Annotated in this window: 15 protein-coding genes; all 15 read right to left on the minus strand. The window is 66.3% G+C overall.

Going from position 1 to position 16209, the window contains the following annotated elements; genetic code table 11:
• Positions 1–5 precede the first annotated feature (5 nt).
• The 15 genes from ACIQTS_RS06735 to ACIQTS_RS06805 all read right to left on the minus strand — a co-directional run bounded on the left by ACIQTS_RS06735 (position 6) and on the right by ACIQTS_RS06805 (position 16134).
• Complete coding sequence (locus ACIQTS_RS06735; protein WP_402472232.1) at positions 6–2996, minus strand: DNA translocase FtsK 4TM domain-containing protein; 2991 nt, start codon at positions 2994–2996, stop codon at positions 6–8.
• 97 nt (positions 2997–3093) lie between these two features.
• Complete coding sequence (locus ACIQTS_RS06740; protein WP_332498703.1) at positions 3094–3345, minus strand: hypothetical protein; 252 nt, start codon at positions 3343–3345, stop codon at positions 3094–3096.
• Positions 3346–3481: 136 nt separating this feature from the next.
• Positions 3482–3943 carry a hypothetical protein gene (locus tag ACIQTS_RS06745; RefSeq protein ID WP_400290465.1) on the minus strand — a complete coding sequence of 154 codons (462 nt, stop codon included), beginning with the start codon at positions 3941–3943 and terminating at the stop codon, positions 3482–3484.
• A gap of 94 nt (positions 3944–4037) precedes the next feature.
• Positions 4038–5441, minus strand: a complete 1404-nt coding sequence (gene mtr, locus ACIQTS_RS06750; protein ID WP_400290463.1) for a mycothione reductase — start codon at positions 5439–5441, stop codon at positions 4038–4040.
• Positions 5442–5519: 78 nt separating this feature from the next.
• Complete coding sequence (locus tag ACIQTS_RS06755) at positions 5520–6317, minus strand: ABC transporter ATP-binding protein (protein WP_400290461.1); 798 nt, start codon at positions 6315–6317, stop codon at positions 5520–5522.
• 30 nt (positions 6318–6347) lie between these two features.
• A complete protein-coding gene (locus tag ACIQTS_RS06760; RefSeq protein ID WP_402472237.1) occupies positions 6348–7433 on the minus strand; it encodes a FecCD family ABC transporter permease in 1086 nt (361 codons plus the stop codon).
• A 17-nt stretch (positions 7434–7450) separates the two neighbouring features.
• Complete coding sequence (locus ACIQTS_RS06765; RefSeq protein ID WP_332594692.1) at positions 7451–8704, minus strand: MFS transporter; 1254 nt, start codon at positions 8702–8704, stop codon at positions 7451–7453.
• Positions 8701–9996: an opine metallophore biosynthesis dehydrogenase gene (locus tag ACIQTS_RS06770; RefSeq protein WP_402472240.1), complete on the minus strand. Its 1296-nt coding sequence runs from the start codon at positions 9994–9996 to the stop codon at positions 8701–8703. Before ACIQTS_RS06770 ends, ACIQTS_RS06765 begins: the two co-directional genes overlap by 4 nt.
• Positions 9997–9999: 3 nt before the next feature.
• A complete protein-coding gene (locus tag ACIQTS_RS06775; protein ID WP_400290455.1) occupies positions 10000–10830 on the minus strand; it encodes a class I SAM-dependent methyltransferase in 831 nt (276 codons plus the stop codon).
• On the minus strand, positions 10823–11737 hold the full coding sequence (locus ACIQTS_RS06780; protein ID WP_400290453.1) for a hypothetical protein: 915 nt from the start codon (positions 11735–11737) through the stop codon (positions 10823–10825). The genes ACIQTS_RS06775 and ACIQTS_RS06780 overlap by 8 nt, the downstream gene beginning before the upstream one ends.
• Positions 11737–12756 carry an ABC transporter substrate-binding protein gene (locus tag ACIQTS_RS06785; protein WP_332594695.1) on the minus strand — a complete coding sequence of 340 codons (1020 nt, stop codon included), beginning with the start codon at positions 12754–12756 and terminating at the stop codon, positions 11737–11739. The genes ACIQTS_RS06780 and ACIQTS_RS06785 overlap by 1 nt, the downstream gene beginning before the upstream one ends.
• A gap of 237 nt (positions 12757–12993) precedes the next feature.
• Positions 12994–13896, minus strand: coding sequence for an ABC transporter substrate-binding protein (locus ACIQTS_RS06790; RefSeq protein ID WP_400290449.1), 903 nt, complete (start codon positions 13894–13896; stop codon positions 12994–12996).
• The gene (locus ACIQTS_RS06795) at positions 13893–14627 is read right to left on the minus strand and encodes an ABC transporter permease (protein ID WP_402472244.1); all 735 of its coding nucleotides are present in this window, start codon (positions 14625–14627) and stop codon (positions 13893–13895) included. Before ACIQTS_RS06795 ends, ACIQTS_RS06790 begins: the two co-directional genes overlap by 4 nt.
• A complete protein-coding gene (locus ACIQTS_RS06800) occupies positions 14624–15310 on the minus strand; it encodes an ABC transporter permease (protein WP_402472247.1) in 687 nt (228 codons plus the stop codon). The genes ACIQTS_RS06795 and ACIQTS_RS06800 overlap by 4 nt, the downstream gene beginning before the upstream one ends.
• On the minus strand, positions 15307–16134 hold the full coding sequence (locus ACIQTS_RS06805) for an ABC transporter ATP-binding protein (RefSeq protein ID WP_400290445.1): 828 nt from the start codon (positions 16132–16134) through the stop codon (positions 15307–15309). Before ACIQTS_RS06805 ends, ACIQTS_RS06800 begins: the two co-directional genes overlap by 4 nt.
• Positions 16135–16209 lie beyond the last annotated feature (75 nt).

Below are 16209 nucleotides of genomic sequence, written 5' to 3' on the forward strand. Positions count from 1 at the left end.
GGGTTTCAGTTTCTTCCTGTCAGGTCCCAGGCGTCTTCGCCAGGTTCGTCGGAGCCATCGAAGTAGTCGACGGCTTGCGGGCGTTCTTCCAGATCCTTGGCAACCAGGTCCTCGGCATAGTCGGTGACCGGCTCGGCGTGGTTCACGTTGGCTTCGGCCACCAGCGCGGCCTCGGTGGCCGACGGGGTGCTGGTCGCCGGGTCATCGCCGCGCATCGCGGCCAGGACCATGGGCAGGTCATCGGGCTGGATCAGCACATCGCGGGCCTTGGAGCCCTCGGAAGGGCCGACAACGCCCCGCGATTCCATCAGGTCCATCAGGCGTCCGGCCTTGGCGAAGCCCACGCGCAGCTTGCGCTGCAGCATCGAGGTGGAGCCGAACTGGCTGGTGACCACGAGCTCGGTAGCCTGCAGCAGCAGATCCAGATCGTCTCCGATGTCCTCATCGATCTGCTTCTTCTTCTCGGCAGCCGGGATCACGTCTTCCCGGTACTCGGGCTTCAGCTGGCTCTTGACGTGCTCGACCACGCGGTGGATTTCGGATTCGGTCACCCAGGCGCCCTGCACGCGCATCGGCTTGGAGGTGCCCATCGGCAGGAACAGGGCGTCGCCCTGGCCCAGCAGCTTCTCGGCCCCGGGCTGGTCCAGGACCACACGGGAGTCGGTGACCGAGGAGGTCGCGAAGGCCATGCGCGAGGGCACGTTGGCCTTGATCAAGCCGGTGACCACATCCACCGAGGGGCGCTGGGTGGCCAGCACCAGGTGGATGCCGGCGGCACGCGCCAGCTGGGTGATGCGCACGATGGACTCTTCGACATCGCGTGGGGCGACCATCATCAAGTCGGCGAGCTCATCGACGATCACCAGCAGGTACGGGTAGGGCTTGAGCACGCGCTTGGAACCCTCCGGAGGGTGCACCTTGCCGGCCTTGACCGCCTTGTTGAAGTCGTCGATGTGCTTGAAACCGAAGTTGGCCAGATCGTCGTAGCGGGTGTCCATTTCGCGGACCACCCAGCCCAGTGCCTCGGCGGCCTTCTTCGGGTTGGTGATGATCGGGGTGATCAGGTGCGGCACGCCTTCGTAGGCGGTCAGCTCCACGCGCTTGGGGTCGACCATGACCATGCGCACCTCGTCCGGGGTGGAGCGCATCAGGATCGAGGTGATCATCGAGTTCACGAACGAGGACTTGCCCGCACCGGTGGCGCCTGCCACCAGCAGGTGCGGCATCTTGGCCAGGTTGGCCACGACGAAGCCGCCTTCCACGTCCTTGCCCACGCCCATCACCATCGGGTGCTCGGTCTTGCGGGCATTGGAGCTGCGCAGCACATCGCCCAGCGCCACGACTTCCTTGTCGGTGTTCGGGATCTCGATGCCGATGGCTGACTTGCCCGGAATCGGCGAGAGGATGCGCACATCCGAGGAAGCCACCGCATAGGAGATGTTCTTGGACAGCGCGGTGACCTTCTCCACCTTGGTGCCCGGAGCCAGCTCGATCTCGTAGCGGGTCACCGTGGGCCCGCGGGAGAACCCGGTGACCTTCGCGTCGACCTTGAACTGCTGCAGGGTGTTGGTCAGCGCATCGACCACCACCTGGTTGGCCTCGGAGGCTTCCTTGGCCGGCGGGCCGGCAGGAAGGTAGTGCTCCTCGGGCAGGGTGTAGGTGACATCCCCGGACAGCTGCAGCTGCTCGCTGCGCGCGGGGATCGGCGCCTGCGGGGATGCGGCGAGCCCGGCGGCGCGCGAGGAGACCTGGCCCATCGCGGAGGTGGTGGCCTCGGGCTCGGCCTTCAGCCCGATATTGGCCATGATCTCGGCCATCTCGGATTCGGCCTTGGTCGGGCGCTTGACCCCGGGCGGAGGACCGGAGGGCTTCGGGATGGCCACCGTGGCGGTGTCTTCCTGGGCCGGGGCGGCGGCGGACTCGAAGTCCGGGCGGGCGATGGCCTGGGTGGCGGCCTCGTCGGCGTCGAAGATCTTGCCGGAGTTGCGGTTGACGGCAGGCATCGCGCCGGTGGACTGCTCGGCAGGATCATCCTGGCCGATGACCGCCTTGTCGTAGGCGACATCGCCGGGGCGTTCAGCGTGCTCGCCGCCGTCCACGTCGTAGACCTCGGTGACCTTGCGGGCGGCCGCGGCCCGGCGTTCGAAGAAGCCGGGCTTCTTCTTCCTGGCAGCGGGGGCCGGAGCCTCGTCCTGCGGGTAGAGGTAGGACTGGTCATGGTCCTCGCCGGCTGGATCAAGTTCCACTGCGGCCGTGGGGCGGGCGGCACGGGGTGCGTCCGGGTCCTGGCCGAGCAGGCGGTTGTAGCCCGAACGCACGCGCGAAGGGATCTGCGTAAATGGCGTGGCGGTGACGATCAGGATGGACATGACCACCAGGAAGATGAACACGGCCATGGCGCCCGGGACCGAGATCAGCAGGCCCAGCGGGGTGCCCAGGATGGAACCGGCCATGCCGCCGGCATTCCAGAGGGCCTGGAAATCGTCGGAGACCGCTGGCGAGCCGTTGGCCAGCGAGGCGATGGACGAGCCGGAGAGCGTCATGATCAGCAGGCCGATGCCGATGCGGTTGTTCGCGGTGACCGCCTCCGGGTAGCGGAAGAGCCGGAAGGCGCCGATGAACAAGATCACCGGCAGCAGCACGGCCATGAAGCCCAGGGTGCCGCCGGCGACCGCGTGCACGCCGGTACCGAACCAGCCCGCATCGCGCAGGCCCCACCATTCGATGATCGCGACGATCATCGAGATCAGCGCGAGGAACAGTCCGGTGCCGTCGCGGCGCAGCTCGTAGTCAGGCTTGACGGTTCCGCCGATGCGGCGGAATGCGCCGCCGAAGATCCGGGCAATGCCCATCCACACGCTGCGTATTGCGCGCAGCGGCAGGGCGAGTTCCGCATCCGGGTTCTCGGGCGTTTTCTTGGAGGACGAGGAGCCAGGCGCCTTGGGTTTGCGCGCCGCGGTCTTCTTCGTCCCCTGAGACTGGGTACGTGGGGCCATACTCCAAGGGTATCGCCCCCGGCTGGATGCGCCCCGAATTTACACGTCTGCACGGGGTGCGCCAGCAGCTAGATAATCGTCACGTGGCGCCCGGGAACTATTGCGAGTACTCGATCACCAAGGTGTAGCGGCCATTGCCTTCCAGGCAGGCGTGGCTGCCGACTTCGTACCCGGACGCCTTGAAGGCATCCACCGTGGCGGTTTCCATCATGGCGCAGGTAGCGGCGCTGGAGACCTCTTGGGTGTAGGTCGTGCCGCTGGCGTGGGCCCCCGGGATTCCGGCCAGCCCCACCGCCCCGGCCAGCATTCCTGCCGCCGCGCCTGCGGCGAGATGGCTCTTGAACTTCATTTCCACTCCTGGTCTGCTTTCGTGCCGGGCGCTTGGGCCAAGCGCCCGCTTCCCAAGGTGCCACAGCACGGCCCTGCACTGCCAGCGGCGTCCAGCCAAGATCCAGCCAGCGCCTGGCTGCGCAGCCCGAATGGACTCAGCCGCGGGCCGCGCAGCGGTTGAGCCCAGCCCGGATGGCGAATCCTGTGGCGAAGCACACCGCCAGCAGCCCCAGGGCTGTGCCCAGGAACGGGGCCGGATCGATTTCGCCCCAGCCCAGCGCGGCCACTGCCGACGCCGGAAGCAGTGCAGCGATGCCCGCGCCGATCCCAGCAGCGGCCGATTGCCTGGCTGCTGAGACCGGATGGTTCCCCATGGCCTGGATTTCAATGGCCGCATACGCACCGCTGCAGCAGATCAGGCCCACCACCACTCCTGCGAGCGCGCCGTAGGCCAAGGGCAGGCCGAGATCACCCAGGCCGCTGCCATAGCCGTCCCCGCGGATCGGCCAGAACATCCAGAGCACCGCCAGCGCACCGAGCGCCATGCCCACCCCTGCAGCGATCGCGAACATGCTTCGGGTCATCGAGGCCACGGTCCTTGAAGTTTTCCCATTCATGGCTACAGCCTAGGACGACTAGGCAATATTTGCTACTGCCAGCGGGTTCAGCTGCCAGGTGGCCTCGGTTCGCTGCCGGGAGGCCGGGCCGCCGCTAGGAGAAGTCCAGGCCGAGCAGGGCGTTCTCGGTCACCTCGGGAAGTGCAGGGTGGATCCAGTACTGCTTGGCGGCCACCTCGCGCACATCCAGCCCGAAGGCCATCACCGTAATCATCTGCTGGATCAGCGTTGACGCCTGCGGTCCCATGTAGTGCGCGCCCAGCAGCTTGCCGGTTTCCCGGTCAGCGATGAGCTTGGCGATACCGGTGCTGTCTTCCATGGCCCAGCCGTAGGCCACATCCCCGTACTTCTGCACCTTGGCGGTAATGTCATGGCCTGCCTCGCGGGCTTCGTCCTCGGTCATGCCGACGTAGGCGATCTGCGGGTGGGTGAAGACCGCCGCTGGCACGTGCTCATGGGGCATCTGCTTCATGTCCTGTGGGTTCAGCAAGTTATGGCGTACCGCGCGCATTTCCGCGTTGGCCACATGCTTGAGCAGGAAGGGCGAGGAAATATCGCCCAGCGCCCAGATGCCCTCGGCAGATGTCGAACGGCCGTACTCATCCACGCTGACCCGGCCGTCCTCGGAGTCGATGCCGGCACGGTCCAGATCCAGCTGGTCGCCGTTGGGGATGCGCCCCGTGGCCACAAGCAGCACCTCCGCACTGGCGGTGGAACCGTCATCCAGGGTCAGCTTCACCCCGTCGGGCTCTTGCACGGCGCTGACCATGCTCCTGCCCTGGCGCACGTCATAGCGTTCTGCGGCCATCTGGTTGAATGGACCGCGCAGATCGGCATCCAGCTGGCGCATGAGCTCGGAACGGGCCAGGATGGTGACCTTGGTGCCCAGTGCCTCGAAGACGTGGGCGAACTCCATGGCAATGTAGCCGCCACCGATGATCACGATGGACTTGGGCTGGCGGGCCAAGCGCATGATGTCCTCGTTGGTGTGGAAGGCTACGCCGGAATCGATGATTTCCTGCGGAATAAACGGGCGCGACCCGGCGGCCAGGACAATCTGGTCCGCGCTGATGGTCCTGGCTTCTGTTCCCTGCCCGGTACGCAGCGTGCGCTCGCCGACAAACCGCGCGTGCTGGTCGTAGACATCGATATTCGGCGTCTGCGCGCCACGGCGGTAGTCCTCGCCGCCCTGGGCAATGGGATCGATGCGCTTGCCGAAGACCCGGCTGACGATGCCTGGCCAGTCCACCGAATTGACCTGCGCCTCGATTCCCAGCCGTGCCGCTTGCCTGGTTTCCAAAGCCACGTCTGCGGCGTAGACATACATCTTGGTCGGGATGCAGCCGACGTTCAGGCAGGTACCGCCGAAAGCGCCCTTCTCGATGATGGCAATGGATTTTCCATCGAATTCTGGACCGGGGATGGAGTTGCCCGAACCGGTGCCGAGGATGATCAGATCGTAGTGCTTATCAGCCTCGAATGCGGCGGAATTCGTCATGGCAGGGATACCTTTCACGGTCAATGCTGGGGCCCGGCAGGCAGGCGCTTGGCCAATGCTTGCCTACCGGGCAGGCTATCATCCGGGCACTGGAGTGCCACTATGTTGCACCTTGGGCTCATCGGCCAGGCTGAAGACCAGTTGCACGATGCCGTTGACCAGCACCTGCTCCGCGTGGACCCCGTAGACCTGCAGCAGAAGCCCAGGGTCCAGCACCTCCTGGGGCGTGCCCGCAGCGATGACCCCGCCGTTGGCCAGCATGACCAGCTTGCTGCAGTAGCGGGCGGCCAGATTCAAATCGTGCAGCACCACCACCGTGGTGGTTCCCAGTTCCCCGACCATGCGCAGCAGCTCATGCTGGTAGCGGATATCCAGGTGGTTGGTGGGTTCGTCCAGAAGCAGGTGCTCGGCCTGCTGGGCCAGTGTCCGGGCAACCAGCACGCGCTGCTTCTCGCCGCCGGACAGGGTCGAGTAGCGGCGGTCGGCCAAATGCCGGGCGCCGACCCGGGACAGTGCCGAAGCAACCGCCTGGTGGTCCTCGCGGGCAAAGGCGGCCAGCGCCTTGCGGTGCGCAACCCTGCCCAGGAGCACCATTTCGGCGACACTGACCGGCAGTTCGCTCGGCGTTTCCTGGGCCACGACGGCAATCCTGCGGGCCAGTTCGTTGCCGCGCAGTCCGCTGACCGGGCGCTCGTCCACGAGCACCAGCCCTGCCGTGGGCCGCAGCGCCGCATAGAGCGTGCGCAGCAGGGTGGACTTGCCGCTGCCGTTGGGGCCGATCAGCCCCACCACTTCCCCGGGGCCTGCCTGCAGCCCCGCCGATTCAATGACCAGCTTTCCGCCATAGCCCACCGAAATATCTGTAGCAGTAATCATGGTTCTTGCCTTCTTCCAGGTCCTTGGTTCCTATTGGGCCGCATTGAGCTTGCGAACCAGCGCGAACAGCAGCGGGGCGCCGAGCAATGCGGTGACGATTCCCAGCGGCAATTCCTGCGGTGCCATGGCCGTCCGGGCCAGCACATCGGCCCAGACCAGGAAGATCGCGCCGAGCAGGGCGGCTACCGGAATCAGGGTGCGGTGCGTGGCACCGACGCACAGCCGGGCTACGTGCGGAATCACCAGCCCGACGAATCCGATGCCGCCGGAGGACGCTACCAGCGCGCCCACGCACACCGCGGTCACCACCATGACGGCCGCACGCAGCTTCGCCGGAGATATTCCCAGCGCTTGCGCGGTGCCATCGCCGATGGCCAGCGCGTCCAGCGGCCGCGACCAATAGGCCAGCAGCGTGGCGGTCCCGAGCACCACGATCCAGGTGATCATTGCCGATTGCCCGGTCGCCTGCGCCAGTGAACCCAGCGTCCAGAAAAGCACCGAACGGCCCGCATTGGGATCATCCGAAGCGAAGATCAGCAGCGAGGTGAGCGCGTGCAGCACATAGCCCACGGACACCCCGGCCAGCACCAGCCGGGTGGACGTCATCTCCGAACCGACCCGCGCCAGCAGGTAGACGAAGATCCCGGCGGCCAGTGCCCCGGCAAAGGCGCTGGTGGCCAGCGAGGCCGTGCCGATGCCGGCCGTGGCGCCGAAGAGGATCGCGGCCGCCGAGAGCGTGGAGGCCCCGGAGGTCACGCCCAGCAGGTAGGGCTCGGCCAGGATGTTGCGGGTCAGCGCCTGCAGCGCCACCCCGGCCAGGGCCAGCCCGGCCCCGACGGCGGCACCCAGCAGCACCCGCGGCACGCGCAGCAGCAGGACGATGGACTGGTCCGAGGCGCTGAATGCACCAGGTACGGGCATCCCGGAAAGGTGCGCCTTGAGGATCTGCAGCACGGTGCCCGGCTCGATGGACACCGGGCCGAGCCCTACGGCCACCGGCAAGGTGGCCACGAGTACGGCCAGCAGCCCGGCGATCCACAGCCAGGTGTGCCGGGCCCGCCGGTCATGGTCCAGGTCATCGCCGGCGCAGGCCAGCGGTTCCCGGGGTTCTCGCACGATAGGTTCCAACGGGGTCATGGCTGCCTTTCGGGGGTTTCGCCAATGGAATCGGTGCGCAGGCCCAGTGCGGCACCCAGCGCAATCAGGGTCAATGCGCCAAGCACGGCAGCGGCGGCCAGGTAGCCGGCGGCGGCCAGCGCCGCTCCGGAGGCTGCTGTGCCCAGGAACAGGCCCAGGGACATGCCGGCCGCGTTCAGGCTCAGCGCGGTGCCGCGCACCTGCGTGCAACGGCTCACCAGCAGGCTCATCACGGCGGCCGCGACCACCGCGTGGCTAGCCGAAAGCAGCGCCGTGCCGGCCACCGCCAGCGGCAGCACCGGTGAGAGGTAGACGCCGAACAGCGCCACCAGCGAAATGCCCAGGCTGAAAACCATCACCGCACGGGTGCGCCGCTGCGAATCCCCGGCGTTGAGCATCCGCCCGGCCAGCAGGTGCCCCAGGAAGAAGGCCCCGCCGCTGACCGACCAGATGAACGCGAACCAGCTGGCGGTCAGCGCGAACTTCTCCGCGTACAGCGGGGCAAGGAAGGCCAGGTGCCCCATGAAGGCGCCGGCGCGGCCGAAGGAGACCAGCAGCAGCGCCCGGGCTCCGGGCACGCCGGCCAGGGTGCGGAAGGCAGCCAGGTAGCCCAGCCGGGCTGGAGCCGGAGCCGGGTCTGCCGCGCAGTGCCCGGCGCCGCGGCGGCCGTAGCGCAGCACCGCCGGGATCAGGGCGATGCTGATGGCGGCGATGGCGACCAGGTTTCCCTGCCAGCCCCAGAACATCGCCGGCAGCACCAGCAGCGGCGCGCCGATCGTGGAGGCCAGGGTCTGGGCCGTCATCACCAAGGTGGCTGCCCGGCCCGCGGCCGGGGTGGTGCCGAAGCGGTCCGCGGCCGCGGTGGACAGCGCCGGGTAGAGCAGCGCGTTGGACACCCCGGTGGCCAGGCAGAAAACTGCCAGTGCCGCCAGGCCCGAGAAGGTCCCCGCGATGGCGGCGGCGCCCATCAGCCCCAGCGCCGCGGCGGCCACGGTGCCCGGGGCGATGCGCCCGATCAGCGGGGCCAGCGCAACCCCGGCGAGCACCGCGCCGACGCCGGCCAGCCCGCGCAGGGTGCCGGTTTCGGCATAGCCGGCCCCGGCCCAGTCGGCGATGGGCACCAGGAAGGTGCTCAGCACCGTGAAGGGCAAAAGGCCCAGCGCCGAGGCCAGCAGCGCCGGCCAGATCTCGGCGATGATGCGCCGTTCGCTGGGCAGCTGCTGCGCTGTTTCGACTTCTGGCTGGCTCATGCCGCACTCCCGATTCCGGCGCTGATCATGGCCAGGTCCTCGGCGAAATCCTGCACCGCGAAGGCCGGCGAGCAGCCCTGGCCCTCCCGGGCCGAGGCCGCTTGCACCAGGGCGTCTTCGTAGGCGGCGAGCAGCGTGTCGATCATCGGGCAGGCCACGGCCAGTTCCCGGGCCAGACCGGCGATGATCCTGGTGCGGTAGTAGTCTTCCTTGGGCATCCGCGGCACATCCCACTGGCCCTGGTCATCGCGGAAGACCGGGCGGAAGGCGATGGCCGAGAAGTCGAAGTAGCGGCCCTGCGCGTCGGGCTGCGAGAAGGGGTCGATGAGCAGCGAGGCGTAGCGCACGTAGAGCAGGTACTCCTGCTCGATGGCCGGCAGCTGCTCGAAGCTGGCCGCTTTCCCCGGGTCGATGCTCTGGGGGTGCACCGGATACCCGTCATCGAGCATGAAGGCCAGCAGGTTGACCGGCTGGCCGCCCAGTGCGGCGGTGATGGCCGACAGTTCCCGCCAGGCCTCGGCCATGGAGTGGATCAGCGCCGGGGTGACCGGGCCTTCGGGATAGAGCTTGTAGACGTACTGGACGGGCGGGGCGGGGGCGAAGACCGCGCGCAGCGCCAGCTCGTTGAAGAACAGGGCCGGATGCACGTACAGCGACATGTTCCGCGCCTCGGCTTCAACCGGCGATCCCGCCAGCTGCACTTCGGTGCCGGCCGCGGCATGCACCGCACGCAGCCGCTGCAGCGCGGGCGTGGCCCCGCCAGTGGAGCTGGCGTAGATGCGGGCCTTGGCGCCGGCGGTCAGCACCAGCGCTCCGCCGGTCCCCTCCACCTGCCGGGTGTCCCCCAGATAGCTGGAGAAGCTGATGATTTCCGGGTCGACGCCGCTGCGGCGGGCGAATTCGCGCACCAGTGCCGCCGAGCCCAGCGTGGGCGAGAGCAGCACGATCCGCGCCAGCGATGCGAGCACCCCCGGTGGCAGTTCGCGCAGCACCGGCAGGTAGGCGTCGGCGGTGGCCGCCAGTACCAGGGTGTCCCAGCCGCCGCGCACCTGCTGGTAGCTGCGGTAGCGGTGCTCGATGCGCACCTGCCCGGCCAGTGCGGCATGGGAGGGGTTTTGCACCTGGACGCGGGCGGTGCCGGCGTTGGCCTCCAGCGCGTCGAAGAAGGCGGCGCAGCGCTGCGAGGCGCGCCCGGCAATGCCCAGTTCCCCGGGCAGCGCCCCGAGCAGCACGGCGCTTTGCACCGCAACCGGTCCGGTTCCGGCAATGAGGATATTTCCCAGTTCATCCATGGGCTAATTGCTTTCCGTTCTCGTGCGCGCCTTGGTGTACAGCGCGATGTCGAAGACCTGCCCGGGCTGGCGGATCGTTCCGTCCAGCTGCCACCGCCGGGGGTCCACTGGTTGCATCGGGTAGTTGAACAGCGACTTCAGCCCGTCGCCGAAGCGCATCGCGACCACCACGTCCTGCCGGGTGCGCGCGTGCAGCTGGTGCAGCAGCTCGTATTTCACGGCCACCGTGGAGCTGAAGACGATGTGCGTGGCCTGCGGCAGGAAGTCCAGCTGGTGGATTTGATCGCCCTGCAGGCCGATGTCCAGGCCCTGCCCCAACTGCGCCACGACCCGGCGGCCCAGCTCCAGCGCTTCGGGATCGATGTCGATCCCCACGGCGCTGGCCCCGGTGCGCGAGGCCAGGTTCAGCAGGGTCATCGGGAAGGAACCCGAACCGACCAGCAGCACCTTGGAGCTGGAGTCCGGGGCGACGGCGCCGAATTCCCCGGCGATGCACGATTCGATGTTGGCGAAGTAGCCCTCGGCTCCGCTGCGGCCTTCGAGCAGGCGCAGCGCCCGGTACTTCTCGATGACTGCGACGCAGCGCGCCGATTCGGTGCGCAGCGCCGCCACCAGCGCCGTGCCCTGGTCGGTGGCGGCCATCTGGACATAGCCCGGTTCATTGGCCGGGTCGGTGACCAGCTGCGCATAGCCGGCCAGCAGCTCTTCGAGCGCCGCCGCGTGCCGCGTCGATCCGTCATAGTCTCGGGCGGCTTCGGCGAACCGTCCGAGGTAGCCGTGCAGCACGCCGGCCAGGCCGGCGGCGGCCTGAGGGGCCAGTGGTGTTTCAGTCATGGATATATGCAGTCCCTTCGGCCACGATGCTTACTTCGGTGCTGATCTGCAGCGCGGTGGCCTTGGCGCGGCTGCCATCGGCGTGCACCTGCACGGTGCCTCCGGGCTGTTTCACGCTGGCATTGACCGGAGCGCCGGCTTTCGCTGCCAGGAAGGCGCCCAGCGCGGCGCTTCCCGAGCCGCAGCTGCCCTCCCAGATGAGGCTGCCCAGTGCCGGGACGCTGACCAGCGGGGCCAGCTGCCCGCGGTCCGGATCGTAGAGCATGATGCCCACGACGGACACCGCTTCGCTGGCGCCCAGATCCAGGGCCAGCTGCTGCGCACGCCCGCGCAGCTGGGGATCCGAGCCGTCGCATTCGGCGACCAGATGCACCGCATCGGCGTAGCGCACCAGCCCGGCGCCGGCGACGCCCGGGAACGGGTACGGGTCGATGCGCAGCGGCCAGGGCATTTTCAGCTGGCAGCGGTAGACGGCACCGTCCGGCTCGACCCGGCAGCCTAGCAGCTGCGCGGCGCCGGAGGCTTCGATCAGCAGCTCAAGCGGGCCGCTGCGGGCGCGGCGCGCGGCCTGCAGCGCGGCCAGCGACAACGCGGCATTGGCGCAGAATTCGCCACCGGCCATGCGCAGCCGGGCCTGGGCCCGGGGCGAGCTGGGAGGCAGGATGAACCCGACTTGCTCGGCGTGCACATGTTCGGCGCGCAGCAGCCGGTCAGCGATGCTGCGGTAGTGCGCCGCCGGGTGCCGGCTGGTCACCAGCACGGTGGTATTCGATGCCGGACTGAGCTTGACGAATTCCACGGGGGTGGCGCCCCGGACCAGGCCGCGGTTGGGGCCGCGTCCGTGCCCCGGGCGGGCCACGCGGCGCGATGAGGCCGCTTGCCGGCGCAGCGCCGCTGGCTGGCTCATCAACGGGCCAGCCGGTCGGCGATCAGCTCGACCCCGTCCACTGCCAGCGGACCGGGCGAGGAATAGTAGTAGTTCAGCGGCACGATGGCGCTGTCCTGCTCGATGGCGGGCAATCCGGCCAATTCGGGGCGGTCGCGCAGCGCCTCGATGACCTGCTGGTCGGTTTCCAAGTTCGAGGAGCCTGTCGGCAGGTACATGGCGAAGACCTTGTCGGCGCCGCTGTTCACGAGTTCTTCGGTGGAGGGCTCGAAGTAGCGCTTGGGCACGTCGTTGAAGACGTTCTGAAGGCCAAGCAGTTCCATCTGCTCGGCAACCAGCGATTCATGGCCGTAGGATCCCAAGGTGCCTGCGGTGGGCACGTACAGCGGCATCCCGCGCTGCTGGCTTTCCTGCTTGACGCTGCGCGCGGCTTGCTCGACGCGTGCTCGCATCTGCTGCACGGAGTCTTCGGCCGCCTGCTCGGTGCCGAAGAGCTGGCCGTAGGACTGGACATCCTTGTAGATCTGGTCGAAGCCGCTGAGCCCGCCGGTGGATCGGTCCTCGAATCCGGCGCAATATCCGCTGACGGTCAGCATCTTCACTCCGGCGCTTTCCAGGCGTTCAGCCAACGAGTCGAGATCGATTCCAGCAGCGATATCGGTGCCGATCACCACGTCTGCTCCCGAGTCCAGGATCATTTCGTAGGAGACATCATGCGAGTCCTCGGTAATCCGCTCCGCGTTGCGCACTGCCGCCATGGTTTCTTCGTCGAAAGGCACCTGCCAGCTGCCTGCGTAGTGCGTGAGCTTGTCTCCCGCTCCAGCGGCGGCCAGCAGGGCCGGGGCTTCCGACCCGACTGCAAGAACGCTGTCCGGCGCCTTGTCGAAGACGACCTGCCTTCCGCAACTGTCCAGGGAAATGCTCTTGGCGCCGGTGCCCTGCGGTGCACCGCTGGCAGATCCGGCTGGCGCGCCGCATCCGGTGGCCAGGGCCAGGATGGCAACCGGCACGGCCAACTTCCAGGGATTGAGTTTTTTCATCTATCAGTGCTCCATTCATGGCGGGCAGGCCTCGGCCGCCGAGATCCGGCGAGCTCCTCTGCCAACAGAGCTAAACACTAATGAGAATCATTATCAATTGTCAAAACGAGCAAGCCACGGAATACCCACTCAGCCAAGCCGTTGCCGTTTCCGGACAAGGAAAAGCAGCCGCACTGCCCGTCATTGCGTGGGCGGTGCGGCTGCTGTGAAGCTATATTCTCGTGCTGGGTTGCCGGGCTACAGCCCCTCGGACGTCAGCCATGCCGAAGCGATGTCGGCGGCAGACTTCTTGTCCACGGTGCTCTGCACGTTGAGGTCCACCAGAACCTGCGCTGTCAGTTTTTCGCTGACCGGATTCAGGACTTCTGCCAATTCCCCGGATTGATCAGCGGCCACCAATGGCACCACATTCGATGCCAGGAATAGCGACTTCGGGTCTTCAAGGACTACCAAGTCCTCCGTCTGGATCCGCGGATCCGCGGTAAAGACGTTGGCGACATTCACCGTGCCAGCGGCCAGGTCTTCAACGGTCGTGTCGCCAGTTGCCGAGAATTCGGCCTTGACGCCATATGCGCTCTCCAAGCCCTTGGGTCCATAGGGGCGTTGCGCCAATTCAGGCGGGCCGCCCACGGTCAAGGGTTCGGAAATGCCGGCCAAATCCTCGATGCTCGCAAGCTTATTGGCTTCAGCGAATTCCTTGGTCACCGTGTAGGAGTCCTGATCCGAAGCTGGCGCGGCTTCGAGCACGGCCAGCGAATCCGGCAAGGATTCCTTCAGCTCGCTGTACACCTCATCGGCGGAGCGTGCTTCGGTGTCTTCCTTGTAGAACTGCAGCAGGTTGCCGGTGTATTCAGGGAAGACATCAATACTGCCGTCTTCCAGCTGGGGCATGTAGGCATCGCGCTGCCCGATGCTGAATTTCCGTTCCACTTCCATGCCGGCTCCCTCAAGCGCCTGGGCATAGATCTCAGCAACGATTTCATTGGAATAGTAGGCCTGCGAACCGACAACGATCGCTTCCCCACCCTCCCGGGTGGCATCGCTTTCGGTGGCTAACGGATCCGCACCGGAGCATCCAGCGAGTGCGAGGCTTCCGGCCAGCACGAGAGCACTCGTGGACAATATCTTCTTGGTTCTCATGACATTTCCCTTTCGCGGGTGATTGAGTCATCGGTATCTTGGTAAGTTTTCTTCTTCTTCGAGGGCACGCCCAGCCCGTGGGGTACAGCCGTTTTCTGGGCGATGGCAAATGCCAAATCCAGCACCAAGGCCAGCGCGGCAACCATCAAGGCGCCGCCCAGGACCATGTCGAAGCGCCGCAGGTTCAGACCGGTGATGATGGGCAATCCCAGGCCGCCGAGATTCACGTAGGCGGCAACAGTAACGGTGGCGACCACTTGAAGCACTGCGGAGCGGATCCCGCCTACGAGCAGCGCAAGTCCCAGCGGGATCTCGACTTTGACGAGGATCTGCCATTCGGTCATCCCCATGGCCCGGGCAGCATCGATGGTCTTGCGGTCAATTGCTTCGAAGCCGGTATAGGCTCCGGCCAGCAATGATGGAATTGCCAGCACGACGAAGGTCAGCATGGCCGCTTCTGGCTTATGCAGTACCCCCAGAAGCAGCACCAGCAGAATCAGCAGGCCGAAGGATGGCACCGCACGCGCAACGCCGGCCAGCCCGACGGCCAATTCCCTTCCTTTCCCCGTGTGCCCAATGGCCCATCCGGCAGGGATGGCAATCGCGCTAGCAATCAGCACAGCAGCCACGGTGAACAGCAAGTGCTGCCCCAGCAAGCTAGCCAGTCCCCCATCGCCCTGCCACTGCTCGGGAGCGAAGATCCACGCCAGCGCATCGGAAATCAGATTCATGAGGACACCTTCTGCGTGGATGGCTGCGCTGCAGTTCGTTTTTGCCTGGTGCTCGTTGCATCCCAAGGCATCAGCCAACGGCCGGCCAGGAGCAACAACAGGTCAACGAGCAACGCGATCGCTGCCACCGCGATGATCCCCGCCAGGACTTCTTCAATGATGCGACGCTGCAGACCGTTGGTGAACAGGTAGCCCAAGTTGGTTACCCCGACCAGGATGCCGACGGTTGCCAGCGAGATGGTGCTGACCGCTGTCACTCGCAGACCAGCCAGAACTACGGGACCGGCCAAGGGAAGGTCGACAGCGAAGAAGCGGCGTGCCGATCCGTAGCCCATGGCAGTTGCGGCCGACCTGGTTGCCGGGTCCACCGAGTTCAGCCCATCGACCACGCTGCGCACCATGATCGCTATCGCGTAGATCGCCAAGGCGAGAATGAGATTGGCTTCGCTGATCGCGCTCATCCCGGTGAGTACGGGCAGGATCATCAGCAGAGCCAGCGAAGGGATCGTGTAGAGCAATCCGGTGATGCTCACGACCGGTCCGCGCACCAGTTTGTAGCGCCAGGCCACCCAACCCAGCGGAATCGACAGAATGAATCCGAGAATGATTGCTATCAGGGACTGGCGCAGGTGCTCCAGCGATAGCGAACCAATGAGTCCGAGATTTTCCAGGACCCAGTTCACTGGACTGACCCATCCTCGACGAGCTTGCCTTGAGTCCGGCCTTGCGCATCAACCAGGACGGTTCCGTGCTCGGTCTGCTTCAAGCTCAGCGCCCGTGCCCCACGCTGCGCGCCAATGAAGGAGGCGACAAAATCATTGGCCGGATTTTCAATGATCTCACTCGGGCTGCCGACCTGGAGCTTCTGTGCGCCCGCCGCCAGAATTACCACCTGGTCCCCCAGGAGGAAGGCTTCATCAATATCGTGGGTGACAAAAACAATGGTCTTATCGAGTTCTCTTTGGAGACGAATCAATTCTTCTTGCAGCTCGGCGCGAACGATAGGGTCCACGGCGCCGAAGGGCTCGTCCATGAGCAGGATGTTCGGATCGGCGGCCAGCCCGCGTGCCACGCCAACGCGTTGCTGCTGGCCTCCAGAGAGCTGATGCGGATACCTGTCGGCCATGGAGCCGGCAAGCCCAACCGTGCCCATCAGTTCCAAGGCACGCGCTCGTGATGCCTTGCTCGTTTCACCCATGAGCCGCGGCACGGTCGCAATGTTCTGTGCGACAGTGAAATGAGGCAGCAGGCCGGAGTTCTGCATCACGTAGCCGATGCTGCGGCGCAGGCCCACCGCCGGCTTGCTGGCGATGTCCTCGCCGTCGATACGGAGCGTACCGCTGCTCGGATCAACCATGCGGTTGATCATCCGCAGCAATGTTGTCTTGCCGCAGCCTGAGGAACCGACGAAGACAGTGGTGCGGTGGGCCGGAATTTGCAGGCTGAAATCCTTGACGGCAACGGTGCCATCCGGATAGTGCTTGGAAACATTATCGAACTCAATCATGCACATTCCTCCACAGCGGCTTCGATCCAACCCATTGGGTGATGCCCGGGCATATTCCGTCTCCTTGAGCTGGCG

It is taken from the genome of Glutamicibacter sp. NPDC090743, from assembly GCF_044769125.1.
In the GTDB taxonomy this organism is placed as follows: domain Bacteria; phylum Actinomycetota; class Actinomycetes; order Actinomycetales; family Micrococcaceae; genus Glutamicibacter.

What these genes read in the sequence shown, in the direction of transcription:
- ACIQTS_RS06735 (WP_402472232.1), bottom strand. Translation starts at nt 2,996, where the DNA reads ATGGCCCCACGTACCCAGTCTCAGGGGACGAAGAAGACCGCGGCGCGC.
- ACIQTS_RS06740 (WP_332498703.1), bottom strand. Translation starts at nt 3,345, where the DNA reads ATGAAGTTCAAGAGCCATCTCGCCGCAGGCGCGGCGGCAGGAATGCTG.
- ACIQTS_RS06745 (WP_400290465.1), bottom strand. Translation starts at nt 3,943, where the DNA reads ATGAATGGGAAAACTTCAAGGACCGTGGCCTCGATGACCCGAAGCATG.
- mtr (WP_400290463.1), bottom strand. Translation starts at nt 5,441, where the DNA reads ATGACGAATTCCGCCGCATTCGAGGCTGATAAGCACTACGATCTGATC.
- ACIQTS_RS06755 (WP_400290461.1), bottom strand. Translation starts at nt 6,317, where the DNA reads ATGATTACTGCTACAGATATTTCGGTGGGCTATGGCGGAAAGCTGGTC.
- ACIQTS_RS06765 (WP_332594692.1), bottom strand. Translation starts at nt 8,704, where the DNA reads ATGAGCCAGCCAGAAGTCGAAACAGCGCAGCAGCTGCCCAGCGAACGG.
- ACIQTS_RS06770 (WP_402472240.1), bottom strand. Translation starts at nt 9,996, where the DNA reads ATGGATGAACTGGGAAATATCCTCATTGCCGGAACCGGACCGGTTGCG.
- ACIQTS_RS06775 (WP_400290455.1), bottom strand. Translation starts at nt 10,830, where the DNA reads ATGACTGAAACACCACTGGCCCCTCAGGCCGCCGCCGGCCTGGCCGGC.
- ACIQTS_RS06780 (WP_400290453.1), bottom strand. Translation starts at nt 11,737, where the DNA reads ATGAGCCAGCCAGCGGCGCTGCGCCGGCAAGCGGCCTCATCGCGCCGC.
- ACIQTS_RS06785 (WP_332594695.1), bottom strand. Translation starts at nt 12,756, where the DNA reads ATGAAAAAACTCAATCCCTGGAAGTTGGCCGTGCCGGTTGCCATCCTG.
- ACIQTS_RS06790 (WP_400290449.1), bottom strand. Translation starts at nt 13,896, where the DNA reads ATGAGAACCAAGAAGATATTGTCCACGAGTGCTCTCGTGCTGGCCGGA.
- ACIQTS_RS06795 (WP_402472244.1), bottom strand. Translation starts at nt 14,627, where the DNA reads ATGAATCTGATTTCCGATGCGCTGGCGTGGATCTTCGCTCCCGAGCAG.
- ACIQTS_RS06805 (WP_400290445.1), bottom strand. Translation starts at nt 16,134, where the DNA reads ATGATTGAGTTCGATAATGTTTCCAAGCACTATCCGGATGGCACCGTT.